The sequence below is a fragment of the Rothia nasisuis genome, from assembly GCF_928381405.1.
Taxonomy (GTDB): Bacteria; Actinomycetota; Actinomycetes; order Actinomycetales; family Micrococcaceae; genus Rothia; species Rothia nasisuis.
The window spans coordinates 117,722-139,681 of record NZ_CAKMSB010000001.1; the positions used below are offsets into that span (position 1 = coordinate 117,722).

Below are 21,960 nucleotides of genomic sequence, written 5' to 3' on the forward strand. Positions count from 1 at the left end.
AGCACGGTACCTGCCTGGTCGGGAACCCTGATCACTAGCGAATCCGTTGACGAATCAGCCGAAGAACTAAGAAAAGCATTATTGCCCCTGTGGCTATAGCCCCACAGCCGATTACCACCTGCTGAGGTTCGCCTAAGAGATACGGGGTTCCCAGCATCTTGCCTAAACCGGCCAGAAGTGTAAAGCTCACACTCACCATAGCCCATACCTGGCCAGTATGCTCTTCAGGAACTTGCTCATAAACAGAAGAACGCACCCCCACATTATGCACGGCATTACCTATTCCCCCAATCAAAAAGGCCACAGCAATCACAGGTGCATAGGGAAACATTCCTTCCGCCAAAATAGCCAAGGATATAACCAGACCACCTACTATCAAAGTTTGATAGGTAGACAGTGAAAACCAGCGCCGATTGGGTATAGCCGAACCAAGTAGAAGCCCCAGCGACCAGAAGGCGGTTAGGGCAGCATAGCCTGCTGGCTCTGGGTTTTCTACCATGCCAGGGAAGGATCCGTCGATAAAGTCGCCACCCACCTGCTGGAGGTAGATAAGGCCAGAGAGGTCTTCTGCTGACGTTGCAATCACAACCAAGTACATCACCGGAAGGTAGGCTAGAAGCCCTAAACTCTTGCTCAAAGCCCCCAGCCCGAGGGCAGCGTCTTTGAAACTGAGTTTCTTAAGTTGAGGAGCCTCACCCTTCGGAGCAACCTTAAGTAACAGTAGTACTGCCGGGACTTGTAAGGCGAAGGCAAGCAAGAAACAGGCGTGGGGTGCTACTACGTAGAGCAAGGCCGCACCGGCCGGAGTGACCACACCAAGCACAGCTCCCATCCCCACAAGGAATGAACTTGCAGAAGTCTGTGTCATACCGGGAGTCTTAGGAAGAGCCTTGAAAATAACAGTTCCACTGACCACCTCAGCAGCAGTTATACAGGCTAGGAGTACTAGCCAAAACCACGGAGTAGAAGTTAGGTGCAACCCCAGGGTCAAAAAGGCACTCGTGCTAGTAGAGCCAATCCACAAAGTTCTTAGGTTGCTCCGGTCAACCCATGCTCCCAAAGGTGCAGCGCAGACTGCGCCGGTGAGCATGCTGACTAAAGCTACAGCTGTCATCCCCCAAGGGCTTGAATCCTGGGCGAAGCGGAAAAGAAGCAGAAAATATATAGTTGCACTGGCAAAGGCATCGAGAAAGATAACCGTTTTCACGGTTGTTTTCAGCCCAAACATGGATGCCTCACCTTCTTAGCTTGTCAGGTAACCCGGCAGCCACATAGCTTCCCAGGCCGGAGCCTCGGCAGCCAGCACGGTACCTGCCCGGTCGGGAGCCCGGGTTGCCAGGCAATACGCGGAGGCGTCAGCGGTTCGCACCAGGTAACCGTACTCGACCATTTCCCGACGCATAAAAGCATAGTCCTGCCAGAGGGCGGCCAGAATCTCGTTAACCTGTTTCTCGGTGTAGGTGCGCCCTGGCTCAAAATAGGTCACCCGATGCAGCAGCAGGTGGGCGCGGGTGCGGCGCTTGGAGGGCCAGGAGGTCAGGCGTCCGCCCTGCAGAAAACGGTCAACGACGGTGCGGTGCTCTGCGTAGGCTTGTTCGCGGGGATCGGTTAGGACGTCGGTCGTCGGCCTGGTCTTGAGCAGGGCTGCTCGGGCGGTGGTGTAGTTTTCGCCGGTTTCTTCCATGCGGGCGCGCACGAACTTTTTGAAGTTTGATTGGGCAGTCACGGGTATCGACTTTCTTCGCACTCTAGCTGCGGTATCAATCGACGGTTCGGTGGTGCCTGCCTCGGCCATGGTATGCCGGTGCAACCCGAGAATTCTCTTCCCTTCGCACTGGAGGCCTGCTTGCTAGAGTCACAGGGGCAAAGCGCTGGGCGGTGGGTGACGCCACACACCTTTATATCACAGTTGCTCCCGAATGTAACCAAAAGACCTAGAGGCTAATCTCTCCCCTGATGAGAGTGTGGGTTGTCCCGCCAACCCAAATGTCGGGTGTGCCGGTGGGGCCGGCGTCCTGCCCTACCGTGATGGTGAGTCTGCCGTCGCGGTGCAGGCAGGTGCCCTGGCGGACGGTGTAGGTTCCGGCGACCCGGTTTTCGCGGGCGAGCCACTGGGCGACGGAGGCGTTGAGGGAGCCGGTGACCGGGTCCTCAGAAACACCGATACCGGGCGCGAAGGCACGGATGTCGTAGGCGATATCTGAACCTTCCGGGTGCATGGCGAAGACGCCGAGTTTGAGGTCTGTGCCGCGGGCGAAGTCCGGGGTGAGGGCGAGCAGGCGGTCGGGGTCTGCGATTTCGACGGCGGACCAGCCGGGCCCGTTGTCGACCCACTGGTGGGAGAGAATCTGGCTGCGCTCTAACCCTAAGGCGGTGGCGATTTCTGCAAGGGTTGCCTCGTCGAGGGCACGGGTGCGGACGGTTGCCGGGGCGGCGAAGGCGAGCTCTTGGCCGCTGCGGGTGATGTCGATGAGCCCGGCGGCACATTCTTGCACGATGACGTCGGGGCGCTGCGGCTCGCCACCTGCTTCTAGCCAGGCGTGGGCGCTGCCCAGGGTGGGGTGCCCGGCGAAGGGCAGTTCTCCGCCGGGGGTGAAGATGCGGACGGCGTAGTCGGCCCGAGCGTCAGTCGGTTGGGTGATGAAGGTGGTTTCGGAGAGGTTGGTCCAGCGGGCAAAGTCCTGCATTTGCACATCGGTGAGGCCGCTGCCGTCGAGCACCACGGCGAGGGGGTTGCCATTGAGCGGAGCCGAGCCGAACACATCGACCTGGGTGAAGGGGCGGGTTTTCACTTTGCGGTTTCTTCCTTCTAGTGAAGTTTTATTTTTCAGCATTAACATATAATCCATATAGAATTCAACGTTTTATCAAGTAATTAAACCAAAAATTAGATACGTGGAATGTAGTATTTGACATATTTTAATAAACCTTTTAATTAATGAAAATTAAATTGGATTCAAAAATCTAACAGCAAGTCAGAAAAACCGCACGCCCCTTGTAGGTTAGTCCAACCTTGAAATTGATTGAATTATATTAGATATTACAAAGATTCAAAATTTTCATATTTCCAACTTGTCCGAACCAAATCTATAATCAAAGCGAACTGGGGCATCATTTTCCCGAGTATAAGCATTAATATTAAATATGATATCCACATCTTTTTGGGCGTTAATAATAAATGTTTTGGTATCTTCGGTATCCCACCCTTGAAAATTAGATTCCTGACCAGGAGTAACCTGCACTGCCTCGCCCGGGAGTACATATGTCTCTATCGGGTCCCTGAAGCCTCTACCAGATGAATAATTTGAATAAAAATTAACATAACCCAACGGGGGCCCCAGAAGAGTTAATTTTACGCTTCGCTGATCACCATCAGTTTCTTCTTCCTCAACTGAAAACCATTGTTGAGGTACTGTAATTGAAGATAGATTCAAAGCTGATTCTAGTGCGCAAGCGGTTCCTTGACGGATTACCTTTAGACGAAGTGAATATGCTTCCATCAAATAATTCCTTGCAGACTTTTCTTTACCCCAAGCGTTTGCATACATCGGAAAGCCTGGGTCGATTACTGCAATAGAACGGGACTTGTCGCCCTCCAACCAGGCAAAAATAAGATTATTGATATGTTCATCTGCAAACGAGTAACCTGCAACGACAAGATGGTCTGCACGTTCCAAAGCTTCTTCACCAGCTCGCAGCAAGTCTAACGTTGGACCCTTCGTCGATAGCTTTTCTTTGTCACCCAGAACGATCCAAGGCCGACCAGAGACAGGAGCTAAATTAGTTTCGGCTGTAACATGAGGAAGGAAATAACGTTGAGATGTTTCGTGCCAGTTTAAAGAGCCGTGCATTTTGATAAGGTTGATATTTCCTGGCGTGTGATTCCACTTAAGCTGAGTTCCAGGGCGCCATTCATCAAAACCATAATTTACATTGACCTCAAGTTGCTCTGCCATTGATTCAACGGCTAAATCATAGTTAAGGGTTAGAATGTCCAGTCCTTCTTCTTGAATTTCAGCAAGTTTAGCAAGAGGACGTAAATACTGCGTGTCCTTGAGCTCATTCAGGATATTTTTTACTAGGTCGAACACATTGTATTCTGCTTCTTCAAACGATTTTCTGAGCTCAGGTCTAAATCCGATGAGGTTACGAACTTCTTGATATAGCTCGCTAGTTCCATGTCGATTGTTACTGATGGAACCTGCAATCGCGCTATTGAAAGCTCTTTCAAATGAGTGTGAGGACGTGTCAGGCCTAGTAGACGACGAAAAGCCAGCTGAACCTGGCTTCCAGCTCATAATAAAGGGAGCCGATTCATGGTTATCTGGATTCTGCAAAAGGCGAATTGCAGATACCAATCTTTCAAAATCAACTGCCTTTAGAGGATTTCCACCTTCCCTTGATTCGAAATCAACCATAGAACCATATATAAAATTGAGTGATTGAACCCAAGCTGCAGGCAAGCCAGATGCATGTGTCCTACTTTGGTTCGCTCTTTCTAATACCATTTGAGCTAACTTTTGTGTTTGGTGAAGACCCGCGTCGACAGACGCACCAGCTCCAAATAAAACAGCTATACGCTTTTTGGATTTTTCCATAGTTTGGGTTCCTCTCCACCTTTATACTAAAGAAAATATCTGGTTATTATGACCTAATTATCATAGAAAAATAGCAAGTCTATTTTAGCATCTCCCAAAAGTTATGGTGGCTAAGCAATTCCTTAGCCACCACCCCTTGTTCTTATTCGGTTACCTCAAACTTCGGCAGAGAATTGACCAGCCTCTGAGTCTCTAGTGAGACCGTCATGATACGTTGCAGCAGGTCTGCAATGTAGCGGGGATTGCCTACTTCACGCGAGTAATCGTTCGGGTCATTCGTAATCTGAGAATCCTTATGAGTCTTCACCTGATAGCTCTCTATAATCCACGCAAGAGCAGAACGACCATTCACCTCATATCCATAAGCCTCATCTGGAATACCCTCAAAAGTGATGTTCTCGTTATAGATAATCTTGCTCTGGTCCTTGCCCTTGCCGAAGCTCATCTTCTTCACCCTGAAGAAGTCATACTGCGCATCTTCGGAAGTAGGAACATCCTTCTTATAAACAACCTTCAGAGGGTAAAGTGCAGCAGACTCATAATTCAGGTGTAAGTCAGTCAGATCTTGACCGACTTTTACATACTCTGAGAAACCCCGTGCCAAAGGAATACGAGGCAACATTTTCTTCAAATCAGCTTCGTATTTTTCGCGGTAGTCAGAGTGGTGCAAAAGAGCATAGATATAGTAGAAAATATCTTCCTTAGCAATAGAAGAATCTTCGTAGTGTTCCTGATACTTCTTCAACGTCGCGTCAGTGATGTTATCTTTACGAACATAGTCACCAATCACTTTGCCATCAGCGACTTCTAGGTTAAAACCACCGTCTGAAGCTAATACTGGTTCATAAGTGTATAGGCTCATCCACTGAGCCTTTGAAATCATTTCCAGGTCTGGCAAGGTGCTGGTTACCAAGCAAGACCAGTTTTTACGCCTTTCTCCGCTAACACCAATCGCTATATTTTTATGTTTCGAGGTGGGAAACAGCTTTGGAAGCTGATAAATCATATCGTTGAGTTCACGATTGAAATATGCGGTTTGCTTACAGAACGGACGATAGTACGATGCTCTGACGGAATCCTGTTCGAAAGCGAGCTCTTTCCCTTGCTCACGATACTTAAGCAGTGATCTGTTCCAGCTAATCTGTGTTGAATCTAGTACAGGCTCGGCTAGTCCAATCTGGCTTGCATAGAAATCAATCATGCTTCGCATATTTGATTCGAGTTTGTTCTTAGAAAAGTTATATGCCCAAGCATCACGGTTAGTTTTTAGACCGCTAGAGTACAGCTGGAATACGGCTGGTGTATCTTTCTTACCCTTGGTTGCCTTATCACCAATTGGCTGATAAGAGTCATACTTCTCATCACGCTGATTAATCCAGTCGCCAGCTTCGTTGGGGACAACAGTCTCCCAGCTCGTACCGCGAATCGATTCCTCACTCGTGATAATGTCAAGCTTTTCTTCGCGAGAAAGATACTCTCCAATATCAGCATAGTTCAATTTAGCTGCCCCTGTATGCGAAGAGTCCTTGACCAAAACACAAATCGCTACTGGGGTCATAATATTGAAAATATTCTGTCCCTCCCGCTTAGCATTTTCACCAGATCGACCCCGAATTCCGCCTCGCAAGTTATAGACGTAAATCTTCGAAAACTCATTCACAAAAGTCTTACGAATACCATCAGCAGTATTGCCATCGATAAAGGAACCATTGGAGATGAACCCAATGACACCATTACCGTTAATACGGTTTGAAGCCCAACGGATACCACGAACATAGGAATCATAGAGACCATTTTTGTTAGTTGCTGTCGATAATTTAACGTACGAATTCGCGATAGTAGCATCCAGAGCTGGGTACTTATTATTTTTATTGTCGTCGTTAGCGCTACTTTGGCCAACCGAATAAGGCGGGTTCATCACCACCACCTGAATATCCTGCTCCAACTCACGAGCCGCACGCTCACTATTCGCCTTAAAACCAGGCACATCCAAATGACGCGCAGACTCCGACAGCTGGAAAGTATCAGTCAGAACCATACCCTCAAAAGGTAGGTACTCGCCGCCAACACCAGCTGCATCAGCCGCCTCAGCATAAGCAGTCTCAATATTAATCGCCGCAATATAGTACGACAGCAAAACCAATTCATTGGCGTAGAGCTCACGAGTGTACTTACGCTGCATATCCTCCGGGCGAATCAAACCCAGCTGGAAGAGACGAGTCACAAAAGTACCCGTACCCACAAAGGGCTCAATAATCGAAACGCCCTCATCAGACAGGGACTTACCAAAGGTATCCTGCAAGACAGCATCAGCCGAACGCAAGATGTAGTCCACCACAGGAACCGGCGTAAAGACAATACCCAAGCGGTCAGCAACTCGCGGGAAGGCATTCTGGAAGAAACGGTCATAGAGATACTTAATGGTCTCCTGCTTACCGGCAGCACTATCAAGACCAGCAACACGCTTCTGTACCGACTCGTAGAAAGGCTCCAGGGACTGACGCTCACGCTCAAAAGCAGCGTTAGAACCCAGATAATCCACCACATTCTGCATAGACATGGACACAGGGTTCATCTCGGTGAACTTATGACCAGCGAACATCGCGTCAAAGACAGGCTTAGTAATCAAGTGCTGAGCCAGCATCTCAACCGCCTGGGCCCGGTCAATGGCCGGGTTTAGAATAGTCTGCAAGCCCTCAACAAACTCAGAGAAACCCCTCTCGAGTTCAGCATCAGCATTTTCTAGCAGGCTGTTAATCAGGGAGATATGCTTGCCCGCGATAGAAGCAATATCGTTCGACCAGTCGTCCCAGTATTCACGGGTGCCGACCTTATCAACAATCTTGGCGTAAACGCCGTCCTTCCACTCCTCAGCAGGAAAGTTCAACAAACCCTGAGTACCCTGGGGGCTACTGCTAGTCGGAAAATCAGAATCGCCAGCATCTGAAGCATCAGCAGAGCCAATGCCCTCAGAAGAACCGGTGTTCTTACGCAGGTCAACCATCTCAACCACAATAGACTCAGGATTCTTATCATTGAGCAGAATCTGGTTAATAGCTGCATCCATACGCTCATCGTGAGCACGCAAAGCTTGAAGAACCTGCCAGACCACCTTGTAACGCTTGTTATCAGAAAGAGCCTCAGCCGTGGACACGCCTTCAGGGATAGCTATGGGCAGAATAATGTAACCGTACTTTTTGCCCTCAGCCTTACGCATCACGCGACCGACAGCCTGAATCACATCAACCATAGAATTACGCGGGTTCAAGAAGAGAACCGCATCAAGGTTGGGAACATCCACGCCCTCGGTCAGACAGCGAGCGTTAGTCAGAATACGGCAGACCGGATTCTCAGACTCAATATCTTCTTTCAGCCAGTTCAAACGCTCAGCACGAGCCTGAGCATTGAAGCCACCATCAATATGCTGAACCTGGACACTGAGATCATCGGTCGGGTCTTCATTATCGAGGTTACGCAGGTGCACGCGGACAAGTTCTTCAAACTCATTGGCAATGTTCTGCGAAGCCTTGATGGATTTGTTAAAGGCAACCGCACGCTTCATAGGTGCTAAATCATCACCGAAACTGGTTTCGAAGGCTCCACCACGACGCTTAGCCAGACCATTCCAGCAACCAATAAGTTTCGCAACATCATCAATGTTTAGCTCATTATCTTCATCAGCAAGAATGCCTTGGAATGACGACGTAACCTGGTTTTCATCAACACCGAGAACCAGAACTTTGTAATCAGTCAATAGCTTCTGCTCTACAGCTTCACCAAAACCAATTCGGTGGAAAACCGGGCCGAACATCGCTTCATCGTCCATTGAGGTCAGAACAGCGTCTGCTTCTTTTGCCTTGTTCTTCACATTGTCATTGAAGAGACGTGGGGTTGCTGTCATGTAGAGGCGCTTATCACCGCGCACCAAGTCGTTATCATGAATCTTAACGAAATGAGACTGATCTTCACCAGCTAGAGTAACGCCCGTGGTGCGGTGTGCTTCATCGCAGATAATGAGGTCGAAGTCAGGAACACCAGCGTTTTGAGCAGCGGTCACCGCATCAACAGATTGGTAGGTAGAGAAAACAACGGTGAGTCCTTCATCAAGTTCGTTGTTTTCCATAGCTGCTGCAAGGGTCAGACCGTCTGTGGTTGCTGGGATCTGGAGGTCCTCAATCTTGGTGTCTCCGGTGTCGTTGGCGGTGGCGCGGCGTCCTTGCCCCACCTTAGTATCGGAGCAGACCGCGTAAGCGTGCAGGGGTAGCTCGGTATCGTCAGAGAAAGCCTTAATAGACTGCGACATAAGAGCTAGTGAAGGAACCATGAAGAGGACTCGGGCACGGCCGTCGTTCTTCTCTGCAAACTTTTCAGCGATCTTGAGTGCGGTAAATGTCTTACCGGTACCACATGCCATGATGAGCTTGCCGCGGTCTGCTTCTTCAAAACCTTCGATAGTTTCTTTGACTGCCTTGTGCTGGTGCGGAAGCAGAGACTTCTTCTGCACGGTTTCAACATCTTGTTCAGGGCGGTCGAAGTTGAAAGTAGACCAGTCGATGTTGGATTCTTCCATCTGGCTTAGACCGATACGCTGAACAGGCATCAGCTGGGAATCCAGCATTTCCTCTGCGTTCTTAGACCACTTCGACGTGGTAGAGACAAGAACGCGGTGGGTGAAGGGGCGGCGCGATGATGCAGAGAGGAAGGAGTCGATGTCGCCCTTGACAATGGTGTGGTCTTCTTTGTAGAACTTGCACTGGATTGCAGAGAGTCCGCCGTCCAGTCGTTGTGCTACTAGGTCGATACCGATGTCGCCGAAGTTTTTACGTTCAGGCCATTCGTTCCAGAGCCAAACTTTAGAGTACTGTTGGGATTGAACACCATCATTGACTAGGTACTGACGAAATAAAAGTTCCAAGCAGTCACCGAGGTCGCGAGGGCTAGTCGAGCTGTTACGGTAATGGTCCAGTAAATTTTCGAGCGTGGTAGACATGATGTTCCCCCTTGTGTGTGGAATGAGCAACTACCGCAATCCTACCCTTAGCAAGCCACCGCACTTTAATTTTTTGAGGTGTTAATTAGGTTCTCACCATCTGAAGGAAAATTATTACTAGTAGTCCCAAAAGGGCTATAGAAGGTTGAACGAGCAACCCGTAATCATAATGATATATTCCTACCGAACTTCGTGCCCCGCCGCTTGGATTGCGTCCTTGACTTCCCCAATGCTGACTTCGCCGAAGTGGAAAATTATAGCTGCAAACTAGGCTTCCGCGCCGATCTGAATGGCGGGCGGGAAGTACCAGGCCAAGGCAGTTCTCGACATGGTCCATGACTACTAGCCCTCTTCCCAGAAATAGAGTAAGAACGATAGGCTCTACGTTAGAGAACAAATATGTCATATCTAGGATAGTAGGGTAGGAAATGACTATCAGCGCTGTGATTTCTGCGATGTATAGAGCAGCCAGAAAAGCTAAAAAGGTACTAAAGACCAGTAGCAAAACTACAACTCGTAGCTCACACACCGAACATACGCGTGGCACAGATGGGCTGACAGACGCAGAGCGTGTTGTCTATGCACAACGGGCAAAATCCATCCACAATAGTCTGCCTGCAGAAGACCTAGAAAAAGCTTTCGCCCGTCTATCTCAGTGAGGGAAGCTATGAGTACGGTAGAGTTCCCTCTGCCATCAAGCTATCAACAGCAGATAGAAGAATGGGTCTGCACTCAGCCAGAAAAACAGGCTTATCTGCCGGGTAGAGGTAGATTCCATCCCGCGCCATGGGAGCTAGCGGTACAGTCACTCGTCAGGACTACTCGCATTTCAAAAGTTGCTAGAACTCCCCATGAAATACTTGTTGGGCTTGTTGCTGAAGGTCATCTTCTTGCAATTGCCTACATTGATTACAACTCTTCGCGCAAGGCATTTCATATTGCCTACTTGTCAGTTCGCATAGACCACCAAGGGTACGGGTTATCTCAGCATTTGCTCAATGCTTGTGTAGGTGCAGTTCAGAGCACCTATTTCTCAGACACAGTGACGCAGGGTAACAACGCCGTTAGGTTCTACTGTGAGATTGATTCCCGTAATAAAGCATCAATATCTGCACTCCATGCATTTGGGTTTAGATTGGCAGGGGCTGTGACCACAAGCCGTGAAGAAATCCAGACCTTTATTTATCAGGTACCTTTATCTGACCAGCTATAGCAACCCCTACTGAACTTCGTACCCGGCCGCCCGGTTTGCGTCCTTCACTTCGCCGATGCTTACTTCGCCGAAGTGGAAGATGCCCGCAGAGCAGTTCGTGGAGTTCATGCTCGAAATGGGACTCTACGAACTGCTGCGGGGCGAGAAGGTGGAGGAGCTGAGCCACTAGATATTGTGGGACATCTTAGAGAGCAAGCTCTCCGCCACCTGCTCCACACCCAGGCGGTACTGTGCGGAATCACGATCTGCACGACGCACATCCGATAAATCAAGAACAGCCCTACTCTGTTCCTCTGGAATCTTAGAGTTAGCAATCCATAGAACCGGCACAACATTCTTACCGTCTAACACAGACAAGTCACTTATCTGCTTCACCCAACGAGGCGTCACCAAAGCCAAGCTAACAAGGGGCACCTGCTCGTCAGCGTCCGCATCCAGCGCATAAGCAAAATGTGCCGGATCATCATCAAAAACAAGCTCAACGCCCAACCCAGACAGACCCTCAATAGCATCAGCAACGTCTTCAGCAAAGCCACGAATATTCCCTGCCAACACAGAACCCTCATCAGCCGCAGCGAAACTAGCAACTACACGCACATCAACATCGCCAGACTTCTGAGAGGACTCAAGCTCTTCACGGGACTCAATCGCAGTTACGCGCGCTCTGTTCATCAGCCCCTGCCACAAACTAGCGTCCCACAAGGCAGCCAAGGGGAGTGCCCAAAGATTCTCACCTAACGGCACAGGCCGAGTCACATTACAAACAACGAACCCCCGAGCAACCCGGTCACCATACAATTCTTGAAAGCTCTTTAACCCCTTCAAGAATTCAGGCTTTACACGCGCAGAAGCTTTCACTTCCACAGCAATGAGAGAACCCGCAGAATCACGCAAGACTACATCGACCTCAACGTCCTTGTTCTTAATCCGCTGTCGCCAATGGAATATCTCCACGCTACGCTCAGCCCAACCAGCATGGGAACGTATCTGCTGCATCACCAGCGTCTCGACCAGACGCCCTCGTACATCTGCATCAACTAACTGTGCGTCACTCGTACTGACCAAAGACCGGGCGGATAAAGCCACGTCTGCAGGGAAAAACTTAGCTGAAGACCGTAAAGACCTCTTTGGAGCCCGATGTAGATTAGGAACCTCATATATCAAGAAGCGTTTTTCGAGAGCGTCGAGGTATGAGTCAACTGTACGGCGGTCCATTGAGAGTTCCCTACCCATTTCAGAAATATTTAGCTCCGAAGCAGGGTGCCTTAAAACATAAGCCAAAATCTCGTGTGCACGCACCTGATCAAACGACTCACCAGGCCTCACCCGCTGAGTTAGGATGCTTCTTATACCCTCGTCAATAGCCAGCCCTAAAGTAGAGGTTACTGAATTACCAGCAAACCGACGATACTGGGGCATACCCCCTAAAACAATCGCGTCAGATTCAATATCCAGAGGTTGTACTTGTTCCCCTGTAACTGGATTTGCATCAAATAGAGCATCTACCACAGACCACGGCTGCTGATGGGGAGAGCTGATTTCTGCCTCACTCAAAGGCTCTAACGACACTCGTAAAGCCCTGCGTGCCAGGGGGTCAGTGCCACCAAAGCCGCTTTGCCCAATGCTTGAAGAACCAGTAAGAACCAGACGAATTGAGTCCTGGTTCTCATCTAGAACCTGTTTCAAAGCAACCGGTAGCTCAGGAACCAACTGAGCTTCATCAATTGCGCAGGGCCACTCTAAACCACGGAGCCAACCCACTGTATCAGCCTCAACCACTGCTCGCAGACCGGTATCAGCCATCGAATAAACTGCCTTCAGATACCCCTCATGAGCCAGCTTGTTCACCAAGCTTGTCTTCCCCACCGCACGAGCACCCTCAATAATCACGACAGGCGCAACAGCAAGTAGGTCAAGTATCTTGGGCTCAAGGAATCTGGGATAGAAGGTCATAGGTCAAATTGTACATTCTATGTACAAAATTTTGCACATAGAATGTACAAGTTGTTAAAAGCACTCGGTGGTTTAGCTAGTTCACCACGGAAGCTCTGCGCTGCCTTCGTCTAAAGGTTCTAGCCGAGCCTGCACAATACTCTCACGTACTTCAGGGATAGAACTAAGGTAAAGAGTTTCCTGAGTTGCTAACCAATCATCTTCAGTAGTCATCATCAAGACGCTTTCCTACCGCACCTCGTACCCAGCCGCCCGGATTGCGTCCTTGACTTCCCCAATGCTGACCTCGCCGAAGTGGAAGATAGAAGCGGCCAGCACCGCGTCCGCCCCTGCCTCGATAGCGGGAGGGAAGTGCTCGGCTGCGCCCGCGCCACCCGAAGCAATCAGGGGCACAGAGACAACGGAGCGCACCGCCCGAATCATGGGCAGGTCAAAACCGGCTTTGGTGCCGTCGGCGTCAATGGAGTTCAGCAGAATCTCGCCCACCCCGCGCTCCTGGGCCTCAGCAACCCACTCCAGCAGGTCAAGGCCGGTGGACGTACGCCCGCCGTGGGTGGTCACCTCATAGCCTGAAGGAGTAGCGTCCGACTTCTTGGCGTCGGCTGAGAGCACCAGAACCTGGGATCCAAAGCGCTCGGTAATCTCGTTGATCACCTCGGGCCGGGCAATTGCGGCGGTGTTGATTGAAGCCTTATCAGCCCCGGTACGCAACAGACGGTCAACGTCCTCAGGGGTGCGCACTCCCCCGCCCACGGTCAGGGGAATAAAGACCTGCTCAGCGGTGGAAGAGACCACATCAAAAGTAGTCTGACGGTCAGAGGACGAGGCCGTCACGTCAAGAAAAGTCAGCTCGTCAGCGCCCTCAGCGTTGTAGCGCTTAGCCAGTTCCACCGGATCCCCTGCATCGCGCAGGCCCTCGAACTTGACGCCCTTGACCACGCGGCCGGCGTCCACATCAAGACACGGAATAACACGAATGGCAACACCCACGGGCGCGCCCCCTTTCCTTGAATCAAAAACTAAAGCGGCGGCGTCCGCCCATATCAAGGGCAAGGACGCCGCCGGGCAAGACTACAGGCGGGCGGCCTGAATTGCGGTCACGAGAATGCCACGGCCCCCAATGTCATAAAGGGAATCCATGACCTTATTAGCAGCCTTACGCGGCACCATAGAACGCACAGCAACCCAGCCCTCACGCGAGAGCGGTGAAATAGTGGGGGCCTCCAGGCCGGGCGTCAGTTCCTTAGCCGCGCCCAGGTTAGCCTCTTCGATGTTGTAGTCAATCATCACGTACTGGCGGGCAATCAGCACACCCTGCAAGCGGCGCCGCAGGCGCTCAAGCCCTGCGTGGTCCTCAACGCCGGGGCGCTTAATGAGCAGGGCCTCAGAGCGCATAATCGGGTCGCCGAAGGGTTCAAGGCCGGCAGCGCGCATGGTGTTGCCGGTTTCTACCACGTCGGCAATGGCGTCGGCAACGCCCAGGCGAATCGAGGACTCGATAGCCCCATCAAGCCGAACCACCGAAGCCTTAATACCGGAGCGTTCCAGGTAGTCGGTCAGCAGACGCTTGTAGCTGGTGGCAATGCGCTTGCCCTCAAGTTCGGACGGGTCAGCGTAGGTACCGGCAGGGCCAGCCAGTCGGAAGGTGGAGCGGGCAAAATCGAGCCTAAGGGCTTCTTCTGCGTGGGTGCCAGAATCCAGCAGCAGGTCCCGGCCGGTGATGCCGACGTCCAGGGTACCTTCGCCTACATAAACGGCAATATCGCGGGGGCGCAGGTAGAAGAACTCGACCTCGTTCTCCTGGTCAACGAGCACCAGCTCACGGGAGTCGCGGCGCTGAAGGTAGCCCGCTTCGGTCAGCATGGTGATAGCAGCCTGAGACAGCATGCCCTTGTTAGGAACTGCAACGCGCAGCATAAGATTTTTTCCTTTGCAGTGGTGGTTTAGAGGTACTTGTAGATATCTTCGGGAGTCAGTCCCTTGGCGATCATCATGCACTGCAAATGGTAAATCAGCTGTGAAGCCTCTTCGGCGAACTCGGCATCAGACTGGAATTCAGCGGCCATCCAGACCTCGGCTGCTTCTTCAACAATTTTCTTGCCGATAAAGTGCACACCCTTGTCGAGTTCAGCGACGGTGCCGGAGCCCTCGGGGCGGGTTTGGGCCTTCTCGGCCAGTTCTGCGAATAGGGTTTCAAAGTTCTTCACGGTCTCTAGCCTACCGTTCTTTGAAGCGGGGGCGTTACCGGGCAGGTCTAGATTTCATCTTTCGGTCACACGCGCAGGGGTGAGCTGTACGGACGCCCGCCCCCCTACCCACGGCGGGGAAGGAGGGCAGCTAAGTCTTACCGGAAAAAATCAGTGATTCGGGCAGGGAGTCCAGCTCTTACCGCCAGGTGCGTAGCAACGAGGCCCTGTGTACCCGGGGTAAGGGTTAGTGTCTGGTGCTGGTGCAGAGTCCGGAGCCGGAGCTTGTTGATTCAAATCGGGTGCCGGGTTTGGAGCCGGATCTGGCTGATTTACTTGAGCTTGTCGCTGCCGTTCTGCTTCGGCCGCTTGTTCGGCAGCTAGCCGGTCAGCTTCAGCCTGGGCCGCAGCTGCTTGTTCAGCGGCAACTCGCTCTACTTCAGCCTGCTCAGCCGCTAGGCGTTCAGCTTCTACCCTTTGGGCTTCTGCAGCTTCAGCGGCCTGGCGCTCTTCTTCAGCCTTGCGTTCAGCTTCAGCTTTGCGTTCTTCTTCTGCTTTCTTGGCCGCGACTTCTTCCAGCGAAGAATTGTAGGTTTCCCGGTGCTTTTCAATGGTGTCTGAAAGGAGGTTCTTCAGCTTGATAAACCCGGCAGAGGCTACCAGGTTAGCGACGTAGTCCGTATCAGTGAATTCAACAGGGTTGTTAATATTATTGAGAAGTTCTTCGGCTACCTCGAAGGCCTCAATCAGGGCTTCCGGGGAGGCTGGGTTTTCGATGGCATCTACAACTGTGAGGACCGTACTTTGGATTGAGCAGTCATTGCCCAGCTCAAAGAGGCCTCGATTCTGAGCTTCAGCTTCTTCTTGGGCCTTGAGGATTTGGGGATAGAACTTCTCGTTGGGGGCTATTTTGATCGCATTCCCCAGCCCCTCGCGGGCGATGGCCTCATTGACGAAGGTTCCATCTTCTGTGAAAACCCCGGCTAGTAGGCGGTCATATTTGTCTGTCTTTTCTTGGTCGAATTCAAGGGTGACGGGCGTACCTTCGGGAAGCATATCAGTGAGGAACTGGCTAGCTTCTGGGCCTAAACACTCTACAACTTGATTGGGGTGTTTGGTTTCCGGGGTATCGATATTAAGGAGGCGGACGGTGGCGTCCTTCCCCTGGTATTCAACCTCAATGGTATCGCCGTCGATAACCCTTTTGACGGTAGCGGTGTCGCCACCTCCACAGGAGGTAAGGGCAAGTGAAGCAAGAAGCACCATCCCTACGGTGCGTGCAAAATGTGCCTTCATGTATGTCTTTCAAATCTGAGCTTTTCAGCTGATGTCGACTCTGACCCGATTAGCTTATAAAAATCGTAGGGTTGTCTGCTGAAAATCGCCCTGTATGACAAGATGTGAAGTAAGGTCACCGCTATGAAGTTTTCAGGTCTTTATGTCGAGATGATGTCAAAAACTCCTTCACCCAAGGTCATAGGACTTGAGCGAAGGAGTTTCAGACAGGTTTGCAATCTAGGTTTTTAGAATCCGCGCAGTGCCACCACGGTTTCCAGCGCCGCTCTGTCTTACAAGGTGCTGTAAATCTTCTGGCGCGCACCTACCGGAAAATTAGCCGTGACGGTGAGGTCTGCACCAAGCGCAGCGAGATATTTGCGGAGAGTTTTGATGCTGACGCTCTCGATATCTCCTTTTTCCAGCTGGGAAATTCTTTTTTGGGAGACACCAATCTTTTCAGCCAAATCGGTTTGTGTCAGGCCTAAGTCTTTGCGGAGCTCCTGTAGCTGAAAGACACGAGCTTCAGCATGCATTTCGTTCACAAGACGCTGTAGCTCCTGAGAATCGACCGGGCGCATTTGCTTCAGTTCTTCAAGAGTTGTCATGGCGCTTCCTTAGGTACTCTTCGTAACGTTTCTCAGCAAGGGGATATTTTGTTTGTACCATTTGTTCCATTGGCCGGTTTTGTCACCAGCTACCAACAGAATCGCCTGTTGTTCTGGATCAAAGATGAATAGGATTCTAATATTTTTTGCATGGCCTCGGGGTCTCAGTTCTTTGAGGTTATGTAAAGACGAGCCAGTAATGCGATCAATAAAGGGCCTACCTCCATGAGGACCTACAGACCCAAGGTATTCAAGCGCCGCAAGCACATGAAGGTACTCCTGGCTGGTAGTTCCATGAGCCAGTCTTGAATGAAACCTACTTCGACCGTCCACCCTTGCATAAGGCCAGAATACTATAAATAAGTTCTATTGCGTAGATGAAAAAAATATTTGCCCTTCTATCTTCGGTAAAGACAGGAGGGCGGGCGTCCGCTCACAATGTTCGGGGGCGGGCATGCAAGTTTTAGAGTCCGCGCAGTGCCACCACGGTTTCCAGCGCCGCGGCCATTGCTTCGTAGCCCTTGTCTTCGGTGGAGCCGGGTAGGCCTGCCCGGTCCAGGCCCTGTTCTTCGGTGTCGCAGGTCAGCACGCCAAAGCCCACGGGTGTTTTGGTTTCAACAGAGACCTTAGTTAGGCCGCTGGTAGCGGCGTCACAGACGTAATCAAAATGGGGTGTGCCGCCGCGAATCACCACGCCCAGGGCGACCAGGGCGTCGTACTTTTCAGCCAGGGTAGCAGCTGCAACAGGTAGCTCAAAGGTGCCGGGCACTCGCACGATGGTCGGTTCGATACCGGTGTCCGCTGCGGCGCGCTGGGTGCCGCCCAGCAGGCCGTCCATGATCTGGGCGTGCCAGGACGCTGCGATGACAGCGACCTTCAGACCTGCGGTCTCTGAGGGGTTGAGTTTGGGGGCGGGTGCTCCTGCTCCGCTCATGGGTTTCTCCTTAGGGTTGGGTTTCAAGGGTAGGTACCAGCTAAATCAGAAATGACCACGAACCAGGTGGGTTTTTCTTACTTAGCTGGGTAAATCTGAATTAGATGGTACCTAGTGGTCAAGAATATGGCGCATACGGTCACGCTTGGTCGCCAGGTAGCGCTCGTTTTCGGGCCGGGGCGCAATCACGTCGGGCACCAGCCCGGTGACCTGCACCCCCAGCTCGGTCAGGGCCTCAGCCTTAGCCGGGTTGTTGGTTAGTAGCCGGACGCGGGTGAGCCCGGCTGCTTTCAAGATGAGAGCCGCCTGGGTATAGTCTCTAGCATCTGCCGGAAAGCCCAGCTGCAGGTTGGCATCCAGGGTATCAGCCCCGGAATCTTGCAGGGCGTAGGCGCGGAGCTTATTGACCAGGCCGATGCCACGGCCCTCCTGCCCGCGCAGGTACAGCACCGAGCCGCCCAGCTCCTGCACGGTGGCCAGGGCTTTTTCTAGCTGGGGGCCGCAGTCACAGCGGTAGGAACCCAACAGGTCCCCGGTGGCGCACTCAGAGTGCAACCGAACCAGGTGGGCCTGGCCGTGCTCACCGGCGGGGAGGGGGCGCCCGTCCGCACCGACGGCTGTAGCCAGCAGGTGCTCGGTGCCGTCACCGAACTCAAAAGCTGATACCGCGAACAGGCCGTGGGGTGTGGGAACCAGCACCGGCTCCGAGCTAGCAACCAAGAAGTATTTATCACTCACCGTCGCGCTCCTGTAAGTAGACAACCAGGTCGGCGATGGAAATCATGGGCATGTTGTGGGCGGTGGCAAAGGCGCGCAGGGCGTCAAAGCGCATCATGGTGCCGTCGTCATTCACGATTTCTGAGATAACACCAACGCCCGATAGACCTGCCAGCAGAGACAGCTCGACGGCGGCTTCGGTGTGACCGGGGCGGGCTTGCACTCCCCCGTCGACCGCCCGCAGGGGCAGTACGTGGCCGGGGCGGGTCAGGTCGCCAGCAGAGGACGCCGGGTCGGCAAGGACCTGAACAGTTCGCGCCCGGTCTGCCGCTGAGATGCCGGTGGTCACGCCTTCGCGGGCGTCGCAGGTGACGGTGTAGGCGGTGCCCTTGGCGTCCTCGTTGACCGCAACCATGGGCGGCAGGTTCAGGGCATCTGCCCGGGCGGCACTCATGGGGGCGCAAATGACGCCGGAGGTATAGCGGATGGTGAAGCCCATGAGTTCAGCGGTGGCATGTTCGGCGGCGAAGATGATGTCGCCTTCGTTTTCGCGGTCTTCATCATCGACCACAACGACGGCCCCGCCGCGGGCAATTTCGGCGATGGCTCTCCCTACGGTGTCAAGTGCTGCGGGCCGGTGCTGGGTTCCACCGCCGGCGCTGCGCGGGGTAACGCCAAGACCCGCCACAGAACCCGAGACAGCCAGAATACGCTGCACGTACTTAGCCAGGGCGTCGGTTTCGAGGTTGACGGTATCGCCCACGGTCAGCTCGCCTAGGGTGGTGGCTTCAAGGGTAGCGGGGATGAGCCCCACCTCAAACCAGTGGGTGTCGGCCTGGGGGTGGGAGACGGCGGTGACGGTCAGCGATGCACCCGAGACAGTAATGGAGCCCTTTTCGGTCAGGTGGGGGGCCATATCTCGCGGTACGCGCACGCGCACGGTACGCCAAGACTCGTGGTCTTCAACCTTGACCACTGTTCCCAGGCCGTCCACGTGCCCCTGCACCACGTGCCCGTCAAAGCGGCCGCCAGCTGGCATGCAGCGTTCCAGGTTCACCCGATCGCCAGGCGCTAGCTGGCCCAGGTTGGTGCGGCGCAGGGTTTCGCCCATCATGTCAGCGGCGAAGTAGCCCTCGGCCAGTTGGCGGGTGCGGGTGGCGGTCAGGCAGACACCGTTGACGGCCAGGGAGCCGCCGTGTTCTAGGTCGTCAATGAGCGGGCCGGCCTTGATGGTAACGACGGCTGATTCAGCCAGGCCTGCCGAGTCAAGCACGGGTTCCATGGTCTCTACGGTGCCGGTTGCGGCAATGATTCCGGTAAACATCTTATTTCTTTTCGTCATGTGTAGGGGCGGGCGTCAGGTGGGTGAGGGTGTCTTCCCCCAGGACGCTGACCGCAGGTATTTGCCCCAGGTCATCAAGTTGCCAGTGGGCTGCCTGCTCCAGGCTACTAACTCCTAGATCTGCAAGGGCTGGTTTTCCTGCGCCAAGGAGCAGGGGCGCACGGTACCAGTAGAGTTCATCGAGAAGGTTGGCGCGGGCAAAGGCGGTGATGAGAGTGGGGCCGCCTTCTACAAGCAGGTGGCGCACTCCCCTCTCATAGAGATTGGTGAGGGCGAAGTCGAGGTTGCGCGTTGCCAGGTGAATCGCTTTTCCTGCCGCGACGTTACCCGCCAGGTTCCCTGTTGGTAGCTGGCTTAGGCCAATAACCACGCGCAGGGGCTGGTTTTCAGCCAGCTGCCCGGCGGGCGTCCTTGCTGTCAACTGGGGGTTGTCGGCAACAACGGTTCCGGTTCCGACGGCAATCGCGTCAACGCGAGTGCGCAGGGTGTGCCCGTGGTCCCGGGATTCTTTCCCGGTAATCCACTGGCTGCTTCCGTCGGCGGCGGCAATGTACCCGTCGAGTGATGAGGCGATTTTGGCGGTGACGAAAGGACGCCGCCCGGCAGCTGCGGTGAACCAGCGGGCGTTGAGGGCCCGGGCTTCTTCTGCCAGCAAACCTGATGAGGTTGCCACCCCCTGCGAGCGCAGGTAGGCGGCTCCCCCGGCGGCGCTTTCGGTGGTGTCGGCGTAGGCGTAGGTAACCTCAGCGATGCCAGCTTGGGCGATGGCGACCGAGCAGGGTCCGGTGCGGCCGGTGTGGTTGCAGGGCTCTAAGGTGACGAACATGCGGGCCCCGCGCACGTCGATGCCGGCGGCCCGAGCTTGGGCGAGGGCGTCGGCTTCAGCGTGGGGGCTGCCGGCGCCGCGGTGCCAGCCGGTGGCAAGGAGCTTCCCGGTGGCGTCCGCAATCACGGCACCCACCAGGGGGTTAGCCCCTCGCACGCCTTTGCGGGCGGCGGAGAGGGCAAGTTGCATGGCCTGGGTGTCGGTGAGAGCTTCCATGGTTAGCGCACGTCGACGGTGGGGTCAGGGAAGGCTGTTTCGATTTCGACCTTTCCCGCTTCGCGGTTGCGGGTGCGCCACCAGACGAAGAAGCCGGTGAGGGTGAAGGCCCCGTAGAAGAGGTACATGAAGGCGCTGGCGTAGTAGCCTGCGGACCAGAGCAGGGGCACGCCGACCACGTCTACGGCGACCCAGACCAGCCAGAATTCTACCCAGCCTTTGGCCATGCCGTAGGTAGCCAGCAGGGAGCCGGTGAAAATCCAGGCGTCTGACCAGACCGGCTCGTAAGAGCCCAGAGCGCGGAAGATGGGGGTGAGCAGGCCGGTTCCGACCAGCATGAAGGCAACCATGAAGGCTCGTTCCTTCCAGGAGGCCCAGGCCGGGATGACGGCGACTTGCGATTGGCCGGCACCGCTCTTGCGAGTCTGGTTCCAGCGGTACCAGCCCCAGATTGAGACGGCGATGAACATGATTTGTCGCCCGGCCTGACCCAGCAGGTTAGCGGTGCCGTAGGTGGATCCGAAGAGGGTGCCCAAAAAGACGGTGAGTAGAAGCAGGTTGCCTGCAATACCCACGGGCCAGGCCCAGACTTTGCGGCGCATACCGCCGAGGGCTGATAGTAGGCCAAAAACGTTACCGAGGACTTCGCGCACCAAGAGGGATTGGTTATTGCCAATCGCAATTTGAGCGTCGAAGAGCCACCGCAAGAAATCCATAAAAAACTCCCAAAGCGAGTGGCTCCGGGAGAACAAAACGAGGGTACCCGGCGTTCGCTGGCTCTGGTGCGCGTCGATGAGGACGCCGGTGGGCCAGGGAGGCGGGTACGGCAGGTGCCGGTGGGGTACCTTACGGTTTGCTCGTGCTACCTTCCATCCAGACTGTACTGTCTGCCAAGGAATTTCACCTTGCAGGTATCGGGCACGTGGATGTGCCGTCAATTAGCGGGCTGTCACCGCAGGTTCGGATTTTCACCGGGTCCCGGAGCACGATATTTTTATATTTACTCTTCAAGTTATAGCACGGTAGGGGACTGTAACCGTCATATTGTGACTTATTCCCGCTATCTGGTCGGGCAAGGGGCCTTCTCCGAAGCCCCTGCTGA

General features: G+C 53.6%; 18 protein-coding genes and 1 riboswitch. Of the genes, 1 reads left to right on the top strand and 17 read right to left on the bottom strand.

What is annotated here, in order from left to right:
• Window positions 1-34: 34 nt before the first annotated feature.
• From L6966_RS00490 to L6966_RS00510, 5 genes are all read right to left on the bottom strand, one after another.
• Window positions 35-1,228, bottom strand: a complete 1,194-nt coding sequence (locus L6966_RS00490) for an MFS transporter (protein ID WP_237232660.1) — start codon at window positions 1,226-1,228, stop codon at window positions 35-37.
• A gap of 15 nt (window positions 1,229-1,243) precedes the next feature.
• Window positions 1,244-1,726: a DUF2087 domain-containing protein gene (locus L6966_RS00495; RefSeq protein WP_237232661.1), complete on the bottom strand. Its 483-nt coding sequence runs from the start codon at window positions 1,724-1,726 to the stop codon at window positions 1,244-1,246.
• A gap of 208 nt (window positions 1,727-1,934) precedes the next feature.
• Window positions 1,935-2,792, bottom strand: a complete 858-nt coding sequence (locus L6966_RS00500; RefSeq protein ID WP_237232662.1) for a PhzF family phenazine biosynthesis protein — start codon at window positions 2,790-2,792, stop codon at window positions 1,935-1,937.
• A gap of 267 nt (window positions 2,793-3,059) precedes the next feature.
• The gene (locus L6966_RS00505) at window positions 3,060-4,598 is read right to left on the bottom strand and encodes an SIR2 family protein (protein WP_237232663.1); all 1,539 of its coding nucleotides are present in this window, start codon (window positions 4,596-4,598) and stop codon (window positions 3,060-3,062) included.
• 142 nt (window positions 4,599-4,740) lie between these two features.
• On the bottom strand, window positions 4,741-9,588 hold the full coding sequence (locus L6966_RS00510) for a DEAD/DEAH box helicase (RefSeq protein ID WP_237232664.1): 4,848 nt from the start codon (window positions 9,586-9,588) through the stop codon (window positions 4,741-4,743).
• A 667-nt stretch (window positions 9,589-10,255) separates the two neighbouring features.
• Here L6966_RS00510 and L6966_RS00515 point away from each other — a divergent pair.
• A complete protein-coding gene (locus L6966_RS00515; RefSeq protein ID WP_237232665.1) occupies window positions 10,256-10,801 on the top strand; it encodes a GNAT family N-acetyltransferase in 546 nt (181 codons plus the stop codon).
• Window positions 10,802-10,966: 165 nt separating this feature from the next.
• On the opposite strand, the gene L6966_RS00520 is transcribed toward L6966_RS00515, so the two are convergent.
• The 12 genes from L6966_RS00520 to pnuC all read right to left on the bottom strand — a co-directional run bounded on the left by L6966_RS00520 (window position 10,967) and on the right by pnuC (window position 21,574).
• The gene (locus tag L6966_RS00520) at window positions 10,967-12,754 is read right to left on the bottom strand and encodes an ATP-binding protein (RefSeq protein ID WP_237232666.1); all 1,788 of its coding nucleotides are present in this window, start codon (window positions 12,752-12,754) and stop codon (window positions 10,967-10,969) included.
• A gap of 228 nt (window positions 12,755-12,982) precedes the next feature.
• Window positions 12,983-13,744 carry an imidazole glycerol phosphate synthase subunit HisF gene (gene hisF, locus L6966_RS00525; protein ID WP_237232667.1) on the bottom strand — a complete coding sequence of 254 codons (762 nt, stop codon included), beginning with the start codon at window positions 13,742-13,744 and terminating at the stop codon, window positions 12,983-12,985.
• Window positions 13,745-13,825: 81 nt separating this feature from the next.
• Window positions 13,826-14,671 carry an ATP phosphoribosyltransferase gene (gene hisG, locus L6966_RS00530; RefSeq protein ID WP_237232668.1) on the bottom strand — a complete coding sequence of 282 codons (846 nt, stop codon included), beginning with the start codon at window positions 14,669-14,671 and terminating at the stop codon, window positions 13,826-13,828.
• Between the two features lie 26 nt (window positions 14,672-14,697).
• Window positions 14,698-14,961 (bottom strand): phosphoribosyl-ATP diphosphatase, encoded by a 264-nt coding sequence (locus tag L6966_RS00535; protein WP_083093058.1) that lies wholly within the window; start codon window positions 14,959-14,961, stop codon window positions 14,698-14,700.
• A gap of 150 nt (window positions 14,962-15,111) precedes the next feature.
• Window positions 15,112-16,236 carry a thermonuclease family protein gene (locus L6966_RS00540; protein ID WP_237232669.1) on the bottom strand — a complete coding sequence of 375 codons (1,125 nt, stop codon included), beginning with the start codon at window positions 16,234-16,236 and terminating at the stop codon, window positions 15,112-15,114.
• 272 nt (window positions 16,237-16,508) lie between these two features.
• The gene (locus tag L6966_RS00545) at window positions 16,509-16,823 is read right to left on the bottom strand and encodes a helix-turn-helix domain-containing protein (protein ID WP_237232670.1); all 315 of its coding nucleotides are present in this window, start codon (window positions 16,821-16,823) and stop codon (window positions 16,509-16,511) included.
• A 9-nt stretch (window positions 16,824-16,832) separates the two neighbouring features.
• Window positions 16,833-17,156 carry a type II toxin-antitoxin system RelE/ParE family toxin gene (locus L6966_RS12145; protein ID WP_419721870.1) on the bottom strand — a complete coding sequence of 108 codons (324 nt, stop codon included), beginning with the start codon at window positions 17,154-17,156 and terminating at the stop codon, window positions 16,833-16,835.
• Between the two features lie 130 nt (window positions 17,157-17,286).
• Window positions 17,287-17,757: a 6,7-dimethyl-8-ribityllumazine synthase gene (gene ribH / locus L6966_RS00550; protein WP_237232671.1), complete on the bottom strand. Its 471-nt coding sequence runs from the start codon at window positions 17,755-17,757 to the stop codon at window positions 17,287-17,289.
• 111 nt (window positions 17,758-17,868) lie between these two features.
• Complete coding sequence (gene ribA, locus L6966_RS00555) at window positions 17,869-18,495, bottom strand: GTP cyclohydrolase II RibA (protein ID WP_237232672.1); 627 nt, start codon at window positions 18,493-18,495, stop codon at window positions 17,869-17,871.
• Window positions 18,488-19,798, bottom strand: coding sequence for a 3,4-dihydroxy-2-butanone-4-phosphate synthase (ribB, locus tag L6966_RS00560; RefSeq protein ID WP_237232673.1), 1,311 nt, complete (start codon window positions 19,796-19,798; stop codon window positions 18,488-18,490). Before ribB ends, ribA begins: the two co-directional genes overlap by 8 nt.
• 1 nt (window position 19,799) lies before the next feature.
• Entirely contained in the window at window positions 19,800-20,858 is a 1,059-nt protein-coding gene (gene ribD, locus L6966_RS00565) for a bifunctional diaminohydroxyphosphoribosylaminopyrimidine deaminase/5-amino-6-(5-phosphoribosylamino)uracil reductase RibD (protein WP_237232674.1), read from the bottom strand.
• Window positions 20,859-20,860: 2 nt separating this feature from the next.
• Window positions 20,861-21,574, bottom strand: coding sequence for a nicotinamide riboside transporter PnuC (gene pnuC / locus L6966_RS00570; protein WP_083093078.1), 714 nt, complete (start codon window positions 21,572-21,574; stop codon window positions 20,861-20,863).
• A gap of 140 nt (window positions 21,575-21,714) precedes the next feature.
• Window positions 21,715-21,848, bottom strand: a riboswitch (FMN riboswitch).
• Window positions 21,849-21,960: the final 112 nt, after the last annotated feature.